Origin of the sequence: Tundrisphaera lichenicola (assembly GCF_051175385.1) — a bacterium.
GTDB lineage: Bacteria > Planctomycetota > Planctomycetia > Isosphaerales > Isosphaeraceae > Tundrisphaera > Tundrisphaera lichenicola.
Genome location: NZ_CP195108.1, coordinates 146,416 through 165,456, shown reverse-complemented (window position 1 = coordinate 165,456; position 19,041 = coordinate 146,416). Strand labels below are relative to the sequence as shown.

Here is a 19,041-nt window from a genome sequence, read left to right as displayed (position 1 = left end):
TCGATTCCCCTGGAGCTCCTTGCCGGCTCACCGGGTTATAATCGGGCAATCGCCGGCCGCGACCGGCCGCGATCCCGACGGAGGGAGTTCCATGGCGACCGAAGATCAAGGGTCCGTCACGCGCTGGATCGGTGACCTGAAACGTGGCGAGGCCGACGCCACCGGGCGACTCTGGGGGCGCTACTTCGACCGCCTCGCCGTACTGGCTCGTGCCCGGCTTCGCGCCGGGCCGCGCACGGTCGCCGACGAGGAGGACGTCGCCCTGAGCGCCTTCGACAGCTTCTTCGCCGGGGTGGGGCGCGGGCGGTTCCCTCGGCTCGACGACCGCGACGACCTCTGGGGCATCCTGGCCACCATCGCCCGTCGCAAGGCCGCCGACCACTCCGAACGGCAAGCACGCCAGAAGCGGGGCGGCGGGCGGCTTTTGGACGAGGCGGCCCTGGCCGGGGCGGAGGACGAGGGTATCGGGATCGATCAGCTCGCCGGCACGGAGCCGCCCCCCGAGGTCGTGGCCTCGACGACAGAGGAGGTCCGCCGACTCTTCGGGCTCCTGCCGGACGAGTCGTTGCGCGTCATCGCCCTCCTGAAGATGGAGGGCCACACCAACGACGAGATCGCCTCCGGCCTCGACTGTGCCCTGCGGAGCGTCGAGCGGAAGTTGGGGCGTATCCGCAATCTCTGGGCCACGGCGGGGGCAACATGAGCACCGAGCCCCCCGCGCCGGATGTCCCCATGACTCTCTCGATCGAGGCCCGCATCGACGAGGTGTGCGACCGCTACGAAGCCGCCTGGAAAGCTGGCGGGGATCCGAGGATCGAAACCTATTTGGAGAGGGTTACCGAGACGGAACGGCCTGCCCTGTTCCGTCAGCTCCTGGCGCTGGAACTGGAGCTCCGATCGCGACGAGGCGAGCGACCCGACCGCGGGGACTACCTCACGCGATATTACGGGTACGCCGCGATGGTCGAAGAGGCCTTCCGCGAAACGACCGGACGCACTGGGCCGGACCCTACGACTACGGCGAAGCCCGGTCCGGGTGAGCTGGGCCCACCGCAGCAGGTATTTACGGAAACCCGCAGCTTGCTCAGTCCGAGCGGCGAAGACAAGCAGTTCGGGCGCTATCGGCTGCTCCGGATCCTGGGGCAAGGGGCGTTCGGTCGAGTCCACCTCGCATTTGATGAAGAGTTAAAGCGTCAGGTCGCGATCAAGGAACCGAACCCCGAGCGTTTTCGCGACCCGGGTGACGCCGAGGTATACCTTGCCGAGGCACGCATCGCGGCCACACTCGACCATCCCAACATCGTCTCGGTTTACGACGTGGGACGTACGGCCGAGGGCTCGGTCTATGTCGTCTCCAAGTTCGTCGAGGGGCACACGCTCGCCGACCTGATCTCCGATCGCCCTACTGTCGACAAATCGACCCGGCTGGTGGCCACCGTGGCCCGGGCCCTCGGACACGCCCACCGCAAACGGCTGGTCCACCGTGACGTCAAGCCGGCCAACATCCTCATCGAAGGGGACACCGGCACGCCGTATGTCGCCGACTTCGGCCTGGCGATCAGGGAGGAGGACTCGCTCATGGAGCGCAACATCGCCGGCACACCGGCCTACATGAGTCCCGAGCAGGTCCGGGGTGAGGGGCACAGGCTCGACGGCCGGAGCGACATCTTCTCGCTGGGCGTGATCTTCTACGAGCTTCTCACCGGCAAGCGACCCTTCCGGGGAAGCACCATGATGGAGATCTTCCACCAGGTGACTTCGGATGACCCACCGCCGCCGCGATCTCTCGACGAGGCGATCCCCACCGAACTGGAGCGGATCTGCCTCAAGGCCCTGGCGAAGCGAGCGTCGGACCGCTACGCCATGGCCACCGAGATGGCCGACGATCTCGAGCATTGGGCGGAAGAGCCCCGGACAAGTCGGAAGCAGGTTGCGATCATCCCGCGCGGCCTGCGGTCGTTCGGAGCGGACGACGCCGATTTTTTCCTCGAGCTTCTCCCCGGCTCCCGCGGGCGGGACGGGCTGCCCGAGAGCATCCGATTCTGGAAGAGCCGCATCGAGGAGTCCGACCTTGACAGGACATTCGACGTCGGGCTTATCTACGGGCCCTCGGGCTGCGGCAAGTCATCGTTCGTGAAGGCGGGATTGCTGCCACACCTGCCGAGATCGATCGTCGCGGTCTACGTGGAGGCGACGGCCGACGACACCGAGACCCGCGTGCTGCGCGGGCTCCGCAAGCACCTGCCCGAACTGTCCGAGGAACTGGGGCTTGTCGAGACATTCATGTCTCTGCGGCGAGGTGGTTCGACGCAGGATCGGAAAGTCGTGGTCATCCTCGACCAGTTCGAGCAGTGGCTGCACGCGCGGCGGGGCGACCAGGAGACCGAGCTGGTCAGCGCGCTGCGCCAGTGTGATGGGGGCAAGCTGCAGGCGATCGTCATGGTGCGTGACGATTTCTCGATGGCGGCCTCTCGACTCATGCGAGAGCTTGAGGCCCCCATCGTCGAGGGTCACAACTTCGCGACGATCGACCTGTTCGACCACGGCCACGCCGTCAAGGTCCTGGCGAAGTTCGGGCAGGCCTTCGGCAAGCTCCCCGTCCAAGCGGGCAACATGACGCCCGCCGAGAAAGGGTTCCTCGACCGCGTCGTTTCGGGCCTCGCGCAGGACGGCAAGTTGGTCTCGGTTCGGCTGGCGCTGTTTGCGGAGATGGTCAAGGACAAGCCCTGGGTTCCCGCCACGCTCGACGAGGTCGGCGGCACCGAGGGCATCGGCGTGAACTTCCTGGAAGAGTCATTCAGCGGCCGCAAGGCGAACCCCGAACACTGCCATCATCAGCAGGCCGCACGTCAGGTGCTGAAGGCGCTGTTGCCCGAGGTCGGCACCGACATCAAGGGGCACATGACATCACACATCGAGCTCCTGGCGGTCTCCGGCTACGCCGATCGGCCGGGCGAGTTCAGGGACGTACTCCGGATCCTGGACGGCGCGTTGAGGTTGATCACCCCTACCGACCCGGACGGCTCGCGGAGCGACTCGGGGAGCGACCCGGGGGCGAAGTTCTATCAGCTCACGCACGACTACCTCGTCCCGTCGCTGCGCGAGTGGCTGACCCGGAAGCAGAAGGAAACCCGCCGGGGTAGAGCGGAGCTTCGGCTCGCCGAGCTCGCAGCCTTGTGGAACGCCAAGCCCGAGAACCGTCGCCTGCCGAGCTGGAGCGACTACCGGACCATCCGCCGCCTCGTGGCCTCGAGCGACTGGACCGAAGGCCAGCGGACCATGATGCATCATGCCGAGGCCTACCATGCCCAAGCGATGGTGAGGCGGCTCCTGGAAGCCGACCTGAGAGACGTCCCGGCGATCGTCGGCCAAATTCGCACGCTCCGATCAAACGCCGTGCCCCTCCTGCAGAAGGAACAACAGGCCGCCGCCGAGTCGAGCAAAGCGAAGCTCCACACGGCCCTGGCGCTCCTGGCGGTCGATGGGTCGCAGCTCGATTACCTCTACGAACAACTCCTGCAAGCAGCCGCGTCGGACTTCCCGGTCCTCCGCGATGCGCTCGCCGGACATCGCGATACGCTGGCGGGCAGGCTCTGGCAGGACGCGACATCAGGTGAGTATGAGGAGCGGCGATTGCGCGCGGCCGCTGCGCTGGCCTCGTACGCCCCGGATCACCCGGGATGGCGGAGTATCCGGAAGGATACGGCATGTTCGCTGACGCTCGTGAAGCCCGAGTTCCTGGGGGACTGGAAAGATGCCCTGAGGCCGGTCAAGTCGGTATTGCTGGGACCGCTGTCGGAGATCTTGCGCGACCGTGAGCTGGGCGAGCTCCAACGGGCCCTGGCGACCTCTGCCCTCGCTGATTACGCCTCGGAAGATGTAGGTCTTCTCATCGACCTCAACGAAGATGCCGACCCGCTGCAATTCGCCGAGCTCTTTCCAGTGCTCGCGCGGCACGGCGCCGCCGCCACGGACGCGTTGGAGGCCGAGCTGGATCGTGTGGCCGTTCCCGACTGGGGCGACGGTCCGCTCGACCCTGCCTGGCGCGAGATCGCTGTCGAACTCCGGCGCGTCCTCGAGTCCGCGGCGGGAATCGTCGAGCAGCGCTTCGTCCTGTGTCAAAGCCTGCCCTATGCCCGCTTCGGCGACGCAGTGGAGCAACTCGGCGGTTGCGGCTATCATCCCCGCTGCGTCCGACCGTTCCGCGTAGGAGCATCCTTGATGGTCGCGGCTGTCTGGACTCGCGATGACCGCGCCTGGCAATGGTTGGACGATTCCGACCCGGAAGCGGTCATGAAGCGCGACGACGAGTTGCGAACGCAAGGCTTTGTGCCGATCGATGTGTCGGTCTACTTGGGACCGGAAAACGCAACACGCTACATCGCCGTGTGGGAGAAGGCGAACGGGGATGAAGCGGAGGTCCGGTTGCTAGCGGGGCCGCTCGGCGTCACGGGGCAAGAAAACCTCGCGACGCTCGTCGAGGAGAGGTTCAATTGCCAAAGCTGCGGTGTCGTCCTTGATGGCCCAGAGCATCCTCGCGGCACGAGCATCTGGACGCGCCGGAAGGACAATCAGAAATGTACGACGCGACTGTTTCACGACCTCTCCGGAGAGTTCCGAGAGGATGATTGCCCTGGACTCTTGCTGACCGACGCCCGCCTCACCTGGGGAGAGGTCGAGGAGGGCGGGCAGCGTTCACCGGCCCTCCTGACGACCGCGCTATGGAACGTGAACACGCGATTCGAGTCGAGGGTGATTCACGGCCCTTCGATCGTGGAGCACCGTTTCCTGGGCACCCAACTGGCGACCGACGGTTTCCGCCCCGCGAAGGTTTCGGTGATTGCTGGCCCCGAACACGGCTTGCCCGTGGCCGTCACAGTCTGGCATCGGCCTCTCGTGCCCGAGGAGGCCAGGGACCGGCTCGCCAGGCGTCAGGCCAACGCCGCTGTAGCACTGTTGCGGCTCAAGCACGAACGCAAGGTATGGCCGATGCTGGAGCATCGTCCCGACCCGAGGGCGAGGAGCTACCTGATTCACCGCATGAGCCCCTTGGAGACGGACCCAGTCCGCGTGCTGGAGCAGCTAGCCATTCAGGAGGACGTTTCGGTCCGCCGCGCCTTGATCCTGACGTTGGGCGAGTTCGACGAGCGCCAGATCCCTCCCTGGAGACGCGATCAAGAGGTCCCGCGTCTCCTCGACCTGTATGCCAACGATCCCGACCCGGGGATTCACGGGGCGACTACTTGGACACTCAGGCACTGGGGCAGGCAGGACGACCTTTCTGAGATCGATCGGCGGTACGCGTCGAAGGCACCCGAGGGAGGCCGGAAGTGGTACGTTAATCGCCAGCAGCAAACCTTCTCCGTGGTCGACGCCCCCGGAGAGATCCTGCTCGGATCTCCGCCGTATGAAGCGGGCCGGGAGGGTGGCCCGGAAGGCGACGTCGAGATGCAGCGGTACGTCCGCATCGACCATGCATTCGCCATCATGACGTGCGCGGTGACCGTGGGCCAGTTCCTCGAGCATCGCAAGGAGTTCTACTATCGAAAGACATTCTCGCGCACCTCAACCTGCCCGATCAACAACGTCACCTGGTACGACGGCGCTGCCTACTGCAACTGGCTGAACGAACGGGAGGGGGTCCCTCGCGAAGAGTGGTGCTACCTGCCGAACGCCCAGGGAGAGTATGCCGAGGGGATGACAATCGTCGCGGATGTGCTGGAGCGGATCGGTTATCGCCTGCCAACCGACGCTGAGTGGGAATACGCCTGCCGGGCCGGGTCGATCACGAGTCGGTACTATGGCCAGAGCGCCGACCTCGACAATTACTATTCCTGGACCGCGCAGAACGCCTTGGGCACGGGCACTGCACAGGTAGGGATGCACAAACCTAACGACCTCGGTTTGTTTGATATGCTCGGCAATGTCCTCGAATGGGTGCAGGATGAGTTCCGTGAGCACTTCCAGCCGATCGCCGACCCGACCAATTCGAGTCCCGCCTCGACTGAGGTCGTCACCAACCAGAAGCTGCGCTTGCTGAGGCCGTCGAATTACGCCTGGCATTCCGGTGCTAATGCCCGCTCTTCGGAATGCGGCATGTTCCTCGTACCGAACGGGAGGGTACCAAATACCGGCTTCCGTGTTAGCAGGACGTGTGCGCCTTCCCCGTTCGCCGAAAGCTCAGAGCTCAGGAACGACCGGCACCGCGTGTGCCGTGGGGTCTCGTTCGTCCACAATACGATCCCCGTTCGGACCAACTATCGCGTACGGTACCCCCCCAACTTCAGCATGAATCCGTGGGGGATCAGGACAGCCAGGACGATGCCTTGGTGAGCAGGAGGCGACGCGACGTCATCGTCGGCCTTGCCCCCGCGTGGGTCGCCCGCGAGCCGTCGTCTGAAAACTACTCACCGCTGACGACCTCCCCACCCTGGATCGTCGAGAGCGCACGATAGGTGTGCATTGCGATCGTTTGCTTGATGAACTTTACCGAGCCGTCCACGTAGAGGAAGTTCGCCCCACCGGGGTGGAAGCTCCGGAAGTTGGTCACCCAGTGTGGCCCGCCCCGGAAGCTCGGGGTGCAATCAAAGGTCCTGGACACGTCGTGGACCGAATCCGTGACCGCCACCTTGTTCATCCGCTCCACTGTGCTGCACTCGTTCCCCGAATAGACGAACCCCGAGGCGACCCATCCCGGCTGGCTGTGGCCGCCGACCAGCCAGAAGTGGACCGAGAGACCGTTGGGATAAGGCGTGTCGCAGCCGATCCCGTGGCAGATCGGGTAGCCGCCGGCCGCCTCCCCGAGCAGGAATGTGTTGCTCGTGCCGTCGATGACCTGGGAGATCCGTCGATAGCTATTAAACGCGAACATCCCCGACTCGTTCGTCACCGGTGGTGGCCCATACCCGCTCGAAAGGCACATCGCGTCGTTCAGCCCCTTGCTGAGCCCGTAGGAATCGCTGCCGAAGGTCGAGCCAACGGGCAGGCCGAACGATTCGAAGAAGGGGTAATGGTAAAGGCTCGGTCCCGTATCGGACGGGCACGTGAAGATGCTCAAGGACATCTTCGCGACCGTCGGGCTCACGACGACCCAAGGTTGATCGGGATTGAGCAGGTCCTGGACGTTCTTCTGCTCGAGATAGGGGAGAATTGCGGCGAACGGCGACCCGATGCCGGTCGGAACGTCGGGGGTCCCGGCCATGAAGGTGAGGGCCGATGGGAACCTGCTCATGACGTCGTGGTAGCCGTGGAGGGCCAGGCCGAGTTGCTTGAGATTATTCGTGCACTGGATCCGACGCGCCGCCTCGCGCGCCGACTGCACCGCAGGTAGTAGGAGGGCGATCAGGACGCCGATGATCGCGATGACGACGAGTAGCTCGATCAGCGTAAAGCCGCGTGAATCCCGATGCATGGGCTCGCTCCTCGGACGGATTCGACATGAGTTCCAAGATGGGCGATATCGCAAACAACGGGAGAGGCCACGGGCACAGGGCCCTTGACCGAGACGGTGCGCCTACGTCGGCGCTCGGACCTTCAGACCTGGTCCCTTCGGACGGCCGCAACGTTATCAAGGCCCGGGTTCTTGATTCGGGAACACCGGGCATCCATGTCGTTGCCCTGCGAGGCCAGCCCGGGCTAACCGGTTTCAGTCTGGCAAGGGTGCGGAGAATGATTGTTCTCGCGGTCGGGCCAACTAATCATCTCGGTATCCTATCCAATCCGCAACCGGCCGCCGGACCCGCCATTTTTTTTCCAGGACGGCAGAGTCTTCTTGATCAATGGTGGCCCATCGGTCTATCCTCCGGCGAAGCCCGCCCCAGGAGCGATCCATGGACCGACGGACCGCCCGCCCCGTCAAAAGCGATCCCGTTGACTCATCCACCCAGGCCGTTCGACTCAGCTATCCAGTAAGCGAAGATCCGCCGCATAAGCGGGCATAGTGTGCCAAAAGATTCTTTCGGTAAGGGAGGAAGAAGATCATAATCGAAGCCCGTATCGAAAGTTGCGTTATGTGCACTCCGATTGGAGCGAGGGCCATGGTCGATCCGGCCGCCCAGACGACGCTGATGGTCCAATGGCTCGACCGCATGCGGGCCGGCGACGCCTCCGCGCGGGACGAGCTGATCCGCGGCTTCCAGGGTCGCCTGGAGGCGCTTGCCCGCAAGATGGCCGGCCGCGACCGAAGGGTCGCCCGCTGGGTCGAAGCCGAGGACGTGCTGCAGAACGCCCTGCTCCGCCTGCTCCGGTCCCTGGAGACCGTGAAGCCTGACTCGACGCGGGCGTTCTTCGGCCTCGCCGCCGAGCAGATGCGGCGCGAGCTGCTCGACCTGGCCCGGCACTACTACGGCCCCGAGGGCCAGGGCGCGAACCACGACAGCGTCGCACCACGGCCCGCCGACAGCCGCCCGGCCCTCGACCCGCCTGGCCCGGTCGCGAACGTGAACGACCTGGAGCGGTGGACCCGGTTTCACGAAGAGGCGGAGCGCCTTCCGGTCCGGGAGCGGGAGGTGGTGGGCCTGGTCTTCTACCACGGGTGGACCCAGGCCCAGGTGGCCGAGCTGTTCCAGGTCGACGTGAGGTCGGTCCGCCGGTGGTGGGAATCGGCGCTAGTGAAACTCCACCGCGAACTCACGGACGGCTCGTCACAGTAAGGCGGCTTTGGGGTCAGGTCTCGGGGGCGGGGGGATTTCCGTGGCACGCGACCGTTCCGTCGATGACCTGGTGCTCCGATGGCAGTCCCTCCGACAACGGGGCGAGTCGATCACCGTCGACCAACTCTGCGCCGACTGTCCGGAGGCCGTGCCCGAGGTCGAGGAGCGGCTCCGCGCCGTCGCGGAGATGATGGATTTCCTCGACCTGACGCCGGAGTCCGGGGAAAGGCCCGGGCACTCGGCCACGTCCGCCTACCAATCGGCCGATGCCGGGCCGGACGGACCGGTCCCGCCATCCGGCCAGGAACTGCGGCACGACCGCTATCAGGTCGGTGCCCGGCTGGGCGAGGGGGGCATGGGCGTCGTCTACCGCGCCCGCGACGCCCGAGAGAACCGCGACGTCGCCCTGAAGCTCATGAAGTCGTCACTCACGGGGACGTCCCGGCGCCGCTTCGAGCGCGAGTTCCGCACCATCTCGGCCCTCCAGCACCCCAGTTGCATCCGGGTCTTCGATTACGGGGAAGTCGGCGGCGAGCCGTTCTTCACCATGGAACTCTTCCAGGGCCGGCCGATCACCAGCCTGGCCGGCCTCGGCCTCGACGAGGTGCTCCGCGCCCTGCTGCGGGTGACGCTCGCCCTCGACTACATCCACCACCACGGGATCATCCACCGCGACGTCAAGCCGTCGAACATCCTCGTGCGGCCGGCGGCCGGGTCCGACGGGGTGGCCGCCCATGACGTCCGGCTCATGGACTTCGGACTGGCCAAGTATTACGGCGTCAAGTCGTCGCTCTCGGCCGAGGCGGGGTTCGTCGGCACCGTGGCCTACTGCGCCCCCGAGCAGATCAACAACGACGAGCTCGACCACCGCACCGACCTCTACTGCCTCGGCCTCGTCGGTTACGAGCTGTTGAGCGGCCGTTACCCGTTCCCCGAGGCGCGGATGGCCGGGGTGCGCCCGCTGATGCAGGCGCAGCTCAACGACAAGCCGCGCCCGCTGTCCGAAGCCAATCCCGCGTTGCCCGGCCCGATCGCGGACGCCGTGATGCGCTACCTTCGCAAGCAGGCGCACCGCCGGCCCGAATCGGGCGCGCTGCTCCGCGACGCGATCGCCGCGCACCTGGGACTCGATCTCCGGGCCGACGACTCCCTGGCGGCGTTGGGGCCGGCCCGGCCGAGGCTGTCGGTCACCGGCTTCGTCTGCCGGTTGCGCGAGCAGGAGGAGATCGACAACCTGCTCCGCCGCTGCCTACGCCCGACGGCGGCCGGGCCGAAGGGAGCCGTGGGCGAGGTGCCCCCGTCGTTGATCCTCGTCCGCGGCGAGCCGGGCATCGGCAAGAGCAGCGTCGTGCAGGAGGCCGAGCGGATCGCCCGCGGCCACGGCTGCCAGGTGTACGAGGGCCGTTGCTTCGACGGGAACCTCTCCCCGTTCCAGCCGTTCGTCGAGATCATTCGCCAGCTCGTCGCCGAGCTGCGGCTCCAGGAGCGGCGCGAGGCCGAGGCGCCGGCCGGCGAGGATCTGACGGCGACCCAAGTCGCCGGCCTGCCGGCCGAGTCGCTCGACCGCCTGCTGGCGGTCGTCAACGACTACAGCGGCGAGTTGCTCCGCGTCGCCCCGGAGCTGGGTAAATACCTGCCCGGCGAGGCGTACCGCCAGATCGACTTCGGCCGCGAGGCCGACTACATCTTCCGCGCCCTGTCTTCGTTCTTCCTCGAAATAGCGACCCTCCAACCGGTCTGCCTGAGCTTCGAGGATCTGCAGTGGGCCGACAAGAGCTCGCTCGACCTGTTACGCCACCTCGCCGCGGCGTTGTCCGACGCCCGCCGGACCTCCGCCGACGGCCCGGCCGCCCCGCCCCGGCTGGTCATCGTCGGCTCGGCCCGCACCGGCTACCCGCAGCTCGAATCGTTTCTGCCCCCGCTCCGCGAGCGCCGGCAGATTCTGGAAATGAACCTCGACCCGCTGGGGGAGGAGGAAGCCCGCGAGCTGATCGCCCTGCGGCTCAACTGCCGGCCCGAGGAGCTGTCCGACGACCTCGTCGCCCGCGTCCATCTCCTCTGCGGCGGCAACCCGTTCTTCGTCGCCGAGACGGTCCGCGAGTGGTTCGAGAAGGACGCGATCACCCGGGGCGACAGTGGTTGGATCCTAAGCGCCGAGGCGGCGGACGCCTCGGACCTCCCCGAGACGGTGCGGGACGTGATGCGGTTGCGCCTCCAGGGGCTGCCGGAGAAGGCCCGGCAGGTGCTCAACGCCGCCGCCGTCATCGGCGCCGTCGTCGACATCGACCTGCTGCGAGAGGTCGTGCCGGATCTGTCCGAGTCCGACGTCCTCGACGCGGTCGACGCGCTCCTGCCGCGCCGCGTGTTCCGCGAGACGGCCAACGCAGGCCGCGTCGAGTTCGTCCACGACCTGCTCCGCGAGATGCCCTACGCAGACCTCTCGGCCGCGCGCCGCCAGAGCCTCCACCGCCGGGTGGGAGAGCGGCTCGAGGCCCGGCGCGCGGGCGGCCAGGCCGTCGCGCCGGCGTTGCTGGCCGATCACTTCCGCAACGCCGAGGATCGGCCGAAGGCGTTCACCTACACGGTCGAGGCCGCCGAGACCGCGCTCGAGGCCTATGCCTTCAACAACGCGATCGGTCAGTTGACTTTGGCCCAGAAGCTCTTGCCCGATCATGCCGACAGGGCGACGCACTGCAATCTGTGGATGATGATGGGCAAGGCCTGCGGCTCCTCGGGCCGGCTCGACGACGCCATCGAGGCTCATATGCAGGCGATCATGCACGCCGAAGACCGGATCGCCCGGGCGACCGCCGAGCACGGTCTCGGCGAGAACTACCATCGGAAGGGTCAGTTCGAGGACGCGTTCCGCCACCTCGACGCGGCCCTCGAGGAAGTGGGATACCCGCGCCCCGCCGGCCTCGCGGGAACTCTGTTCGACACCTGGAAGAGCTCGCTCTACTTCTATTGTTTTCCGCGCTGGCTACGCCTCCCTGGCGGTGGTCCCGACCGTGCCCGCAGGCTCGATATCGCGTTTGCGTCGTATTACCTATATATACAAATACTTGGAACTAAAAGTGTAATTAGATATGTACACGCAACTTACAAGGCGGCCACGATCGCCAAGGATACCCAAAAGTCCGAACACAACGCCGTGGCGTACTCGAAATTCGCGCTCAACTTGGGGGCGTTCGGCATGCACCGACTCGCTCGATTTTACATCCGTGCCTCCCTCAAGGCCGTGGAGTTGCGTCCCCGCGATGTCATCTGGGCCAGAACCGTGGCGCACGTGGGCACAACGTACTACTTCGGCGGCCTACTTGACGAAGGGGAGGCCTATCTTAGCGACTCGCTGGGTGTCCTCGACAAGACAGGCGATTATTATTCATTATTTGCACATCATTTTTTGTATCATATCCAAGAGGTGCGTGGTGACATTCCAAGGGAACTCGCCGAGGCGGAGGTGGAGATCTCTCTCGGCAACGTCCGCGGCGACGGCGAGGCTCTGAGCTGGGGATACTTTGACAAAGCCTACGCCCTGGCGTGCGCCGGCCAGACGGATCCAGCCTCGGAGTTGGCGCTTCGCGCGGTGGAGATCCTGCATTCACGCGGTTCGACCGTGGAGTCGAAAGCCCAACAGGTATTGGGGTTCGTCCGGTTGCAGGCGTCTGATCACATTGGGGCACGCGTCGCACTCGAGGAAGCCGCGCGTTTGATCAGGGTGAACCTGCTTCTGATGGAGTTCGTGGCCCCGACCTATCCGATGCTGGTCGAGAGTCTCCTCGGCCCTCGCTGGGCCGAAAGACAGGGAGGCCCGAGTCGTGCGGTGGCGCGGAAAGCGAGGCATGAGAGCCGCTTCGCACGGTTCATCGGCTGGTTGTACCCGAACTATGAGGCGCACACCCTTCGCGTCAGCGGTCGCGCGGCGTTTGCAATGGGCAAGACAAAGGCGGCCGCCAACTACCTCGAGCGAGCGATCGTCGCAGCGGAGACGCACGGCGCCCGCTACGAACTCGCCCGAGCTCTCCTCGACGCCTCCCGCGTCATTCCAGAACGGGCCGACGAATACCACCGCCGCGGCGAGCAACTCCTCGACGAGCTCGGCGCGGTCGTCCCGGAGGCCGAGCGGATCGCGGCCCCTCAGTAGCTGTCGGCCGAGATGACTTCGCCCCCGCGGATCGAGGACAGGCCGACCCAGACCTGCTCGTTGATGGTGTCCTTGATGAACCGCACCGAGCCGTCGCCGAACCCGGTGTTCACACCGCCGGGGTGGCGGCTCCGCGAGCCCGCGTAGAAGTCGGGGTCCGACAATCATTGGAACAGAAACTCGATCTAAGATCTAAATGGCGGATAGATCGTACTTTGCATCGAGGATTTTTGCTTGAACTTGGACCGGAACCCGCAAAGCCATTCTGTGAAAGGAGAAAGTTATATGGTGCATCCGGCAAGTTACCTGACGCCTGGGGCCGCGGCTATCCCCGGCCCTCGTTTGGGCCGGTGCCGCCTCCGCCGGCCCCAGATGAACTGGTGCCGGTGCCCGTTCCAGTCTCCCGTGGCCTCCTCGACCGCCCGCGTCACTTCCTCCCAGGTCCGGAAGCGTCGCCCCTTCAGGGCCAGCGACTTGAGCACCTTCCACCACGGCTCGATCAAGTTCAGGTAGGCCGCGTAGGTCGGCTGGAAGACGAACTCCCAGCGCTCATGCCACAGGGCGAAGAGCAACACGTCGGTGGTGCGGTGCGTCACCAGATTGTCAAACACCGCGTAGACCCGGCTCACCCCCGCCGGGACCCACGCCTCGACTTGTTCGAGGAAATCGACCCAGTCGGCCGAGCGGCGGTGCTCGTAGCAGGCGGTGAACGCCTCGCCGGTGGCCGGTCGGAAGGCGCCGAAGACGTAGCCGCCGGGTGCCGGTCTCGATCTCCTGCCGGGCCCGCCCGGCGGCCGAGCTGTGCCATCGGGCCCGATGCCCGGGTCGGCCCGGATGGGCTCCTGGCCGGGGAAGGTCTTCGGGACGGTGGGACCCATCTCGTCCAGGCAGAGGACGACCGACCCCTCGGGGGGCTCGGTGTAGAGCCGCTCGATCGCCCCCTTTTTGCGGCGAAGTCGGGGTCCACCCGCTCGCCGAACCAACTCTCGTGCTTCCGCCAGCGGAGGCCCTCGGAGGTGAGGATCTCGTCTGGAAATGATCGTGTAAAAGGGGTTCTCCCGCTCTTTTGATGACAATGCCCCCATCTTCACTGGCCGGGGTCGAGCCTCTGGATCATGCCGCGTTCACGACGCGGGCCTTCAAGAGCGGGAATCCCGCTCGGCCGTACATCTGCCGTTTGATCGTCTTCACGTCGTGGACACAAGACGCCGATCGACACGGCCCGTCACTCCCGGGATAATCGGCCCGTCTTGCCGCTCTCGGCTTTGCTGAGCCTGACACTCTGGGCCGAGCGGCGCCAGGCGAGCCTCCTCGAGGAGCCACCATGCGCGACATGCCCCGACGACCGCTCCCCCCCGCCCGGACCGAACGCCCCCACCTCCGAACCGACTCTGGGCAGCCCTGCCCGAGACCGATCGGCGGCGAGTGCTCCACATCCTGGGTCGACTGATCCACCAGCAGCTCCGCCCTCATTCGGCGAAGGGGGCGAACGATGAGCGGGCCTGAATCCCGGGACATCGAGGTCTCCCGCAAGATCGGCGACCGGCACCTCCAGCGATTAGCCGTCGTCTACGTCCGGCAATCGACACCTCGCCAGGTCCTCGAGAACCGCGAGTCGACCGACCTCCAGTACAAGCTGGCCCGCCGGGCCGTCGAGCTGGGTTGGAGGTCCGACCGCGTCCTGGTCATCGACGACGACCTCGGCCAGAGCGGAGCTTCGGCCGTCGACCGGGCCGGCTTCCGACGTCTCCTGGCCGAGATTGGCATGGACCATGTTGGCATCATTCTCGGCTCGGAGATGAGCCGACTGGCTCGCTCGTGCAAGGATTGGTATCACTTGATCGAGCTGGCAGCCGTCTTCGGAGTCCTGCTCGTCGACCAAGACGGCCTGTACGACCCGGGCGAGTACAACGATCGCCTCCTGCTGGGGCTGGCGGGGATCATGAGCGAGGCCGAACTCCATGTCCTGAGGGGCCGCCTGCTCCGCGGCAAGCGCAACAAGGCGGAACGGGGAGAGCTGTTCCGCCGGATGGGCGAATTCCAGCGGTGGGTCGGCGACCGGACCTGGACCGCCCCGGTGCGTGAGATGCTGGAGAAGTTGGTGAATAAGACGGAGTCCTATGCGGTGGCCTACGACTATCCGGGGTGCCATCGCACGAGCAACGCGGTGGACCGGCCGATGAACCAGCTGTGCCGGCTGATGTACGCCGGCCGGGGCCTGCATGGCCATCAGGGCTCGTCCGAGTCGCGGCTCAGGGGCTGGGCGCTGCTGGATAACTTCCGGCCCTACGCGCCGCGGGGTAAGAGCCCCCGGGCGTTCGAGAGCCCCGCCCATCGGCTCAACGGCAAGCGCTACCATGAGCATTGGCTCCACAACCTGATGGCATCGACCTCACTGATGGGCTTCAGAAACCCAAAACCTGCAATCCGGTAGAGTCAGGAGAAATTTTCATGTCCGAGGTTGGAAGAGTCTTAGAACTAGTTGCCGCTAATTCGCAGGTTGCGACCGGCGAATGTCCAGAACAGGTCAGAGCAATCGTGGTGGTGCATGGGGTAGGAAGCCAGGTCGAGGAGGAGACAATTCGGGGGTTCACAAAGGCGTTGGCACGGGCTATGATCCGAGGAAAAGTCGGCCTCTCTACCGTTACCGATCGCTACGTGTGGAACCTTGCGGCAGTCGAGGGAAAGCCTGACTCGTTCAGCAGCGTCGAGTATAAACTAACCACATGTCAGTCTGACGGTTCCCCGGCAGGCCCATCTCTCTCGGTTTACGAGTTTTACTGGGGCAGCCTCAGCAGGAGCAGCACGGGCGCCTTCGGGTGGGCTCGCCAGTGCTGGAGGTTTATCACGGGTCTGCCCCGTTTAGGGGTCCACGCCCTCTCCACGCCCGACTCGGGAGTGATATCAGGGGTAGCTGCGGTCACACGTACCCTCTACATCGCGACGTGGGGCCTGATGATCGTCCGGTTCGCCATGGCCGTAATCGCGATCGTGTCGAGGTGGGGACTCCCGCGGTCATGGTCGTTCCATGAGTTCGATCTGATTCTGCCCCTGGACCTAGCCCTTACGCTGGCATTGTTCCTGACTGGATTAGGCCTGTCGCTTTTGCTTGCCCTAAATCGTCGGCGTCGCCGAAGCCAGCGGGTTGAGACCAACCGAGCACCAGGGATCTCGACGGCCGCCGCAGCCCTGATGGTTACCTGGATCCTGACTCAGACGATTCCCCAGGCCTTGATATCCCGGATGGATCACAAAGCGCCGTTGGACGCGAGTGGCTCGCCCCGGGAAAAGCCGCTAATCGAAGAGGAATATGAGATTCGCGCCTCGTATTTCCTGACCAGGATGGGGATCATCCAAAAGGGTGGCGCGATCGATTTCGATCGGGACGATCAGGCTCCTAAGAACGGCGTCTACCGATCGGCCAAGACCGGACGATTGTACTTTCCGCCCCAATGGTTCTATGCCGCGAACACCTTCTCCGGCTTCTCCCAAATTTTGGTGTTATTCCTCACACTGCTCCTCGTAGCCCTGGAGGGCCTCCGTCGGGCGAGGCGATGGATCGATCGCCAATTCGGGGGATATCGGGAAAGCCCTTGCCAAGACGAGCGGCGGGGGGGCGTCTTGCATCAATGCTTATTCGTCGCCCTGTTCATTTTGGTGCCCGTCACTCTTTGGGTGAGCGTTATGGGAGTGTGTCTCGGGGCCTTCCACGTACCTTTTTTCGTCTTTGCTTCGGGAAATATGGACGCATCGAATGAGCCGATTTATCGGGCGGTCGTGATCTTTTCGAGTATCGTGATTTCGGTGTTGTTTCCATTGAACTTAATCATGTTCTCGTCGGAACTCCGCTCGATGTTCTTTCCGGTCATGGAACTGGCTCAGGATGTCGGGAATTACTTCCCGAGGGTCAGGGGAGTCGATCAGACCGTCTTGGGCCGCGCCTTCTTCGGCGACCGCGAGGAGTGTGGGGGATCATCCCTGGCGGCAGTGCTCGACGATCGACTGCGCAGCCTGCTCACCTTCGTACACAGGAGGCACGGCGCCCCGACGCCGGTTGTCGGTCACAGCCTCGGGACGGTCATCGCCCTGTCGGCGTTGGAGCGCTGGGCGCCGATCTCACCGCGTGAAAGCGACTCCCCCGTCCCGGCGACTACCCCACCCCCGGAGGGGTTCGCCGCCGATCTGGTGACGTTAGCGTGCCCGCTGCGGAGGATCTGGGAGCGGTACCCGCAATTCGTCAGCCACGAAGGGAGCGAGGTTCGCCCACCGTCACTACCAACGCTCCGGCGCTGGATGAACTGGAACCGTGAAGATGAGCCGATCGGATCTCGTTTCGCTCTAAAAACCGTGGATTTTGGCATGAACACATCCTGGAACCAAGCGGGGCCGATTCCTGTTACGGACTTCGGGGCGACGCCTTCGACATTCGTGGACGGACCCAAGGCCGACCCTACTCACCGCTATCTCGGCGGGCACTCTGGCTATTTCGAGGACGATGAGGTCGCGATGGCTGTCGCCCGCTGGCTCTGCCTCACGTCTCGACCGGTATCAAGCGGGCCCGAGCCGCGGAATGGGGGCCAAGAGGCGTGACCCCAAACGGCGGCTGCTCGCGAGCGGAGACGAGAGGTCGTCCTCTTGGTTCCGCAAATTCTTTCGGGAGAGTTGCAACCTTGCTGAGCCCGACTGATGCAGATTTTGGGACACCTTCGACTGTTCATACAGTGATTTGCGGGCCTTGATTCAAGGCAATTCGAGCCGCCGAAATCTGCATGAGTCGAGCTGAATGGGAGTCATCGGCACTAAGCGAAAACCACTATCTCGCTGCTGAATTGGCTTCGACCACAACGGCCATCGGGATTGATTTCGGGGGTGCGGGGGGGGATGGCAGGCTCTTCGAGGGGGCCGGGGGAGACACCATTTGGGCGGACGCATAGACCCCCGGTGCGGGCAAAAGCCGCCTCGGCTGCCAACGGTACCTAGCGAGGTGTCTTCCGAAGGCGTCTCGGACGGGTCTTCCGAGGGTATCATAGAGCCATTCGGTCAACACCCAGGCTCCGTCGGTCGGGTACGATTCACTAACCTGGCCCGTTTCCGCTTGACCAAGCACCACAACAACGCCGCTCGCTTCGGAACGTGCGACACGGATGGGTTCGGAAATGTGCCCCTCGTCGCCATGGGCTTTGGCTGCCTCCCCGGTGCCGATGCTCAGAAGAAGTCCGCATAGCCATTTCAATCGAAGGGGAACCAGGAGAGGCCGAAGGTGGGTGACCACGGACTCATTGTTGAGGTAACTCATCCGCCTAACACTGCTGAAAAATTTTTGCATTCAAATATCTCGATGCTAGCGCGATCGGGAGTTTTGGCGAACCACCCGTGCTAATCAGGTGGTCCAACGTTCGTATTTCCCATGCTGAAAGATTATTGACTGCTCGCAGTTAATTCCACCAAAAACCGCAGACTACCCAGAATCAGATCCCAGAATTCGGCCTCGGCCATGGGCTCTCCCCCGGGATCGAATGGAAGCGCGTTGCCGGTCTTGGGGTTCCGATAGTAGCGGAGAAAATAACAACGAACTTGGCCCAAGGCCCCTCTTTCACCGTGCTTTGCTTCTCGAAACCCGTCTCCGATGGCCTGAATCGAGAAGGATTATTCGAGAGTGGTTTTTGAGAATCAAAACCCTCGGATATCGCGAGACCTGGGCGTAAAGCCTTTGGCCTTATTGAAAAGGATCGATTGCGAGAACAACCATTCTGGAAGTTCGTTGTTTATTTCTCCGCTACTATCGGAACCCCGTGAAGCAGAAGGTCCGCTTCGTCGCTATCAAGGGAGGGATTCGCTTCGAGGTGAAGCAGGACATGCAGACCAAGGTGATGGTCACCCTGTTCGGGCTGTTCGCCGAGGTCGAGAGGGACCTAATCTCTCAGCGGACCAAGGAAGGACTGGCGGCCGCGCGGGCCAAGGGGCGTTTGCTGGGGCGTCCCAAGGGTGCCCTGGGAAAGTCCAAGCTGGACGGCAAGGAGGAGGAGATCCGGATGCTGCTCGAGAAGACGGTGTCCAAGGCGTCGATCGCCAAGATCGTGGGCGTCTCCCGCACCGCGCTCCACCACTTCATCCGGACCCGCAAGCTCGCCGTAAAGGCTTCAAAAGGCAAGACGCGGGGGCACCGCCCTTAGCGTATATTTTCGCAGGAATCTGGGCGGTAGCCTAAAGCCACAAGAAGAGTGATCCCTTTTCTCCTCTTCCTGT

Annotated in this window: 9 protein-coding genes and 1 pseudogene; 7 read left to right on the top strand and 3 right to left on the bottom strand. The window is 64.5% G+C overall.

Annotated features, from left to right (window positions below):
* Positions 1-91 precede the first annotated feature (91 nt).
* Together P12x_RS30960 and P12x_RS30955 are read left to right on the top strand one after the other, a co-directional pair.
* Positions 92-703 carry an ECF-type sigma factor gene (locus P12x_RS30960; RefSeq protein ID WP_435011956.1) on the top strand — a complete coding sequence of 204 codons (612 nt, stop codon included), beginning with the start codon at positions 92-94 and terminating at the stop codon, positions 701-703.
* The gene (locus P12x_RS30955) at positions 700-6,333 is read left to right on the top strand and encodes a protein kinase domain-containing protein (RefSeq protein ID WP_435011955.1); all 5,634 of its coding nucleotides are present in this window, start codon (positions 700-702) and stop codon (positions 6,331-6,333) included. Before P12x_RS30960 ends, P12x_RS30955 begins: the two co-directional genes overlap by 4 nt.
* A gap of 70 nt (positions 6,334-6,403) precedes the next feature.
* Here the strand turns inward: P12x_RS30955 and P12x_RS30950 are convergent, their stop codons facing one another.
* On the bottom strand, positions 6,404-7,411 hold the full coding sequence (locus P12x_RS30950; protein WP_435011954.1) for a DUF1559 domain-containing protein: 1,008 nt from the start codon (positions 7,409-7,411) through the stop codon (positions 6,404-6,406).
* A gap of 598 nt (positions 7,412-8,009) precedes the next feature.
* On the opposite strand from P12x_RS30950, the gene P12x_RS30945 reads away from it, so the two are divergent.
* Together P12x_RS30945 and P12x_RS30940 are read left to right on the top strand one after the other, a co-directional pair.
* Positions 8,010-8,651 carry a sigma-70 family RNA polymerase sigma factor gene (locus P12x_RS30945; RefSeq protein WP_435011953.1) on the top strand — a complete coding sequence of 214 codons (642 nt, stop codon included), beginning with the start codon at positions 8,010-8,012 and terminating at the stop codon, positions 8,649-8,651.
* A gap of 148 nt (positions 8,652-8,799) precedes the next feature.
* Positions 8,800-12,795 (top strand): serine/threonine-protein kinase, encoded by a 3,996-nt coding sequence (locus P12x_RS30940; RefSeq protein WP_435011952.1) that lies wholly within the window; start codon positions 8,800-8,802, stop codon positions 12,793-12,795.
* On the opposite strand, the pseudogene P12x_RS30935 reads toward P12x_RS30940, so the two are convergent.
* Both P12x_RS30935 and P12x_RS30930 read right to left on the bottom strand, forming a co-directional pair.
* Positions 12,789-12,953 (bottom strand): annotated as a pseudogene (locus P12x_RS30935) (H-X9-DG-CTERM domain-containing protein); the annotation flags it as partial. The gene P12x_RS30940 and the pseudogene P12x_RS30935 overlap by 7 nt on opposite strands.
* Positions 12,954-13,097: 144 nt before the next feature.
* Positions 13,098-13,778: a transposase gene (locus P12x_RS30930; RefSeq protein WP_435011951.1), complete on the bottom strand. Its 681-nt coding sequence runs from the start codon at positions 13,776-13,778 to the stop codon at positions 13,098-13,100.
* A gap of 509 nt (positions 13,779-14,287) precedes the next feature.
* Between P12x_RS30930 and P12x_RS30925 the strand changes: the two genes are divergently transcribed.
* The 3 genes from P12x_RS30925 (at position 14,288) to P12x_RS30915 (ending at position 18,968) form a co-directional block, all read left to right on the top strand.
* Positions 14,288-15,229 carry a recombinase family protein gene (locus tag P12x_RS30925; RefSeq protein ID WP_435011950.1) on the top strand — a complete coding sequence of 314 codons (942 nt, stop codon included), beginning with the start codon at positions 14,288-14,290 and terminating at the stop codon, positions 15,227-15,229.
* A gap of 521 nt (positions 15,230-15,750) precedes the next feature.
* Positions 15,751-17,385: a hypothetical protein gene (locus tag P12x_RS30920; protein WP_435011949.1), complete on the top strand. Its 1,635-nt coding sequence runs from the start codon at positions 15,751-15,753 to the stop codon at positions 17,383-17,385.
* A 1,202-nt stretch (positions 17,386-18,587) separates the two neighbouring features.
* Positions 18,588-18,968, top strand: coding sequence for a recombinase family protein (locus P12x_RS30915; RefSeq protein ID WP_435011948.1), 381 nt, complete (start codon positions 18,588-18,590; stop codon positions 18,966-18,968).
* Positions 18,969-19,041: the final 73 nt, after the last annotated feature.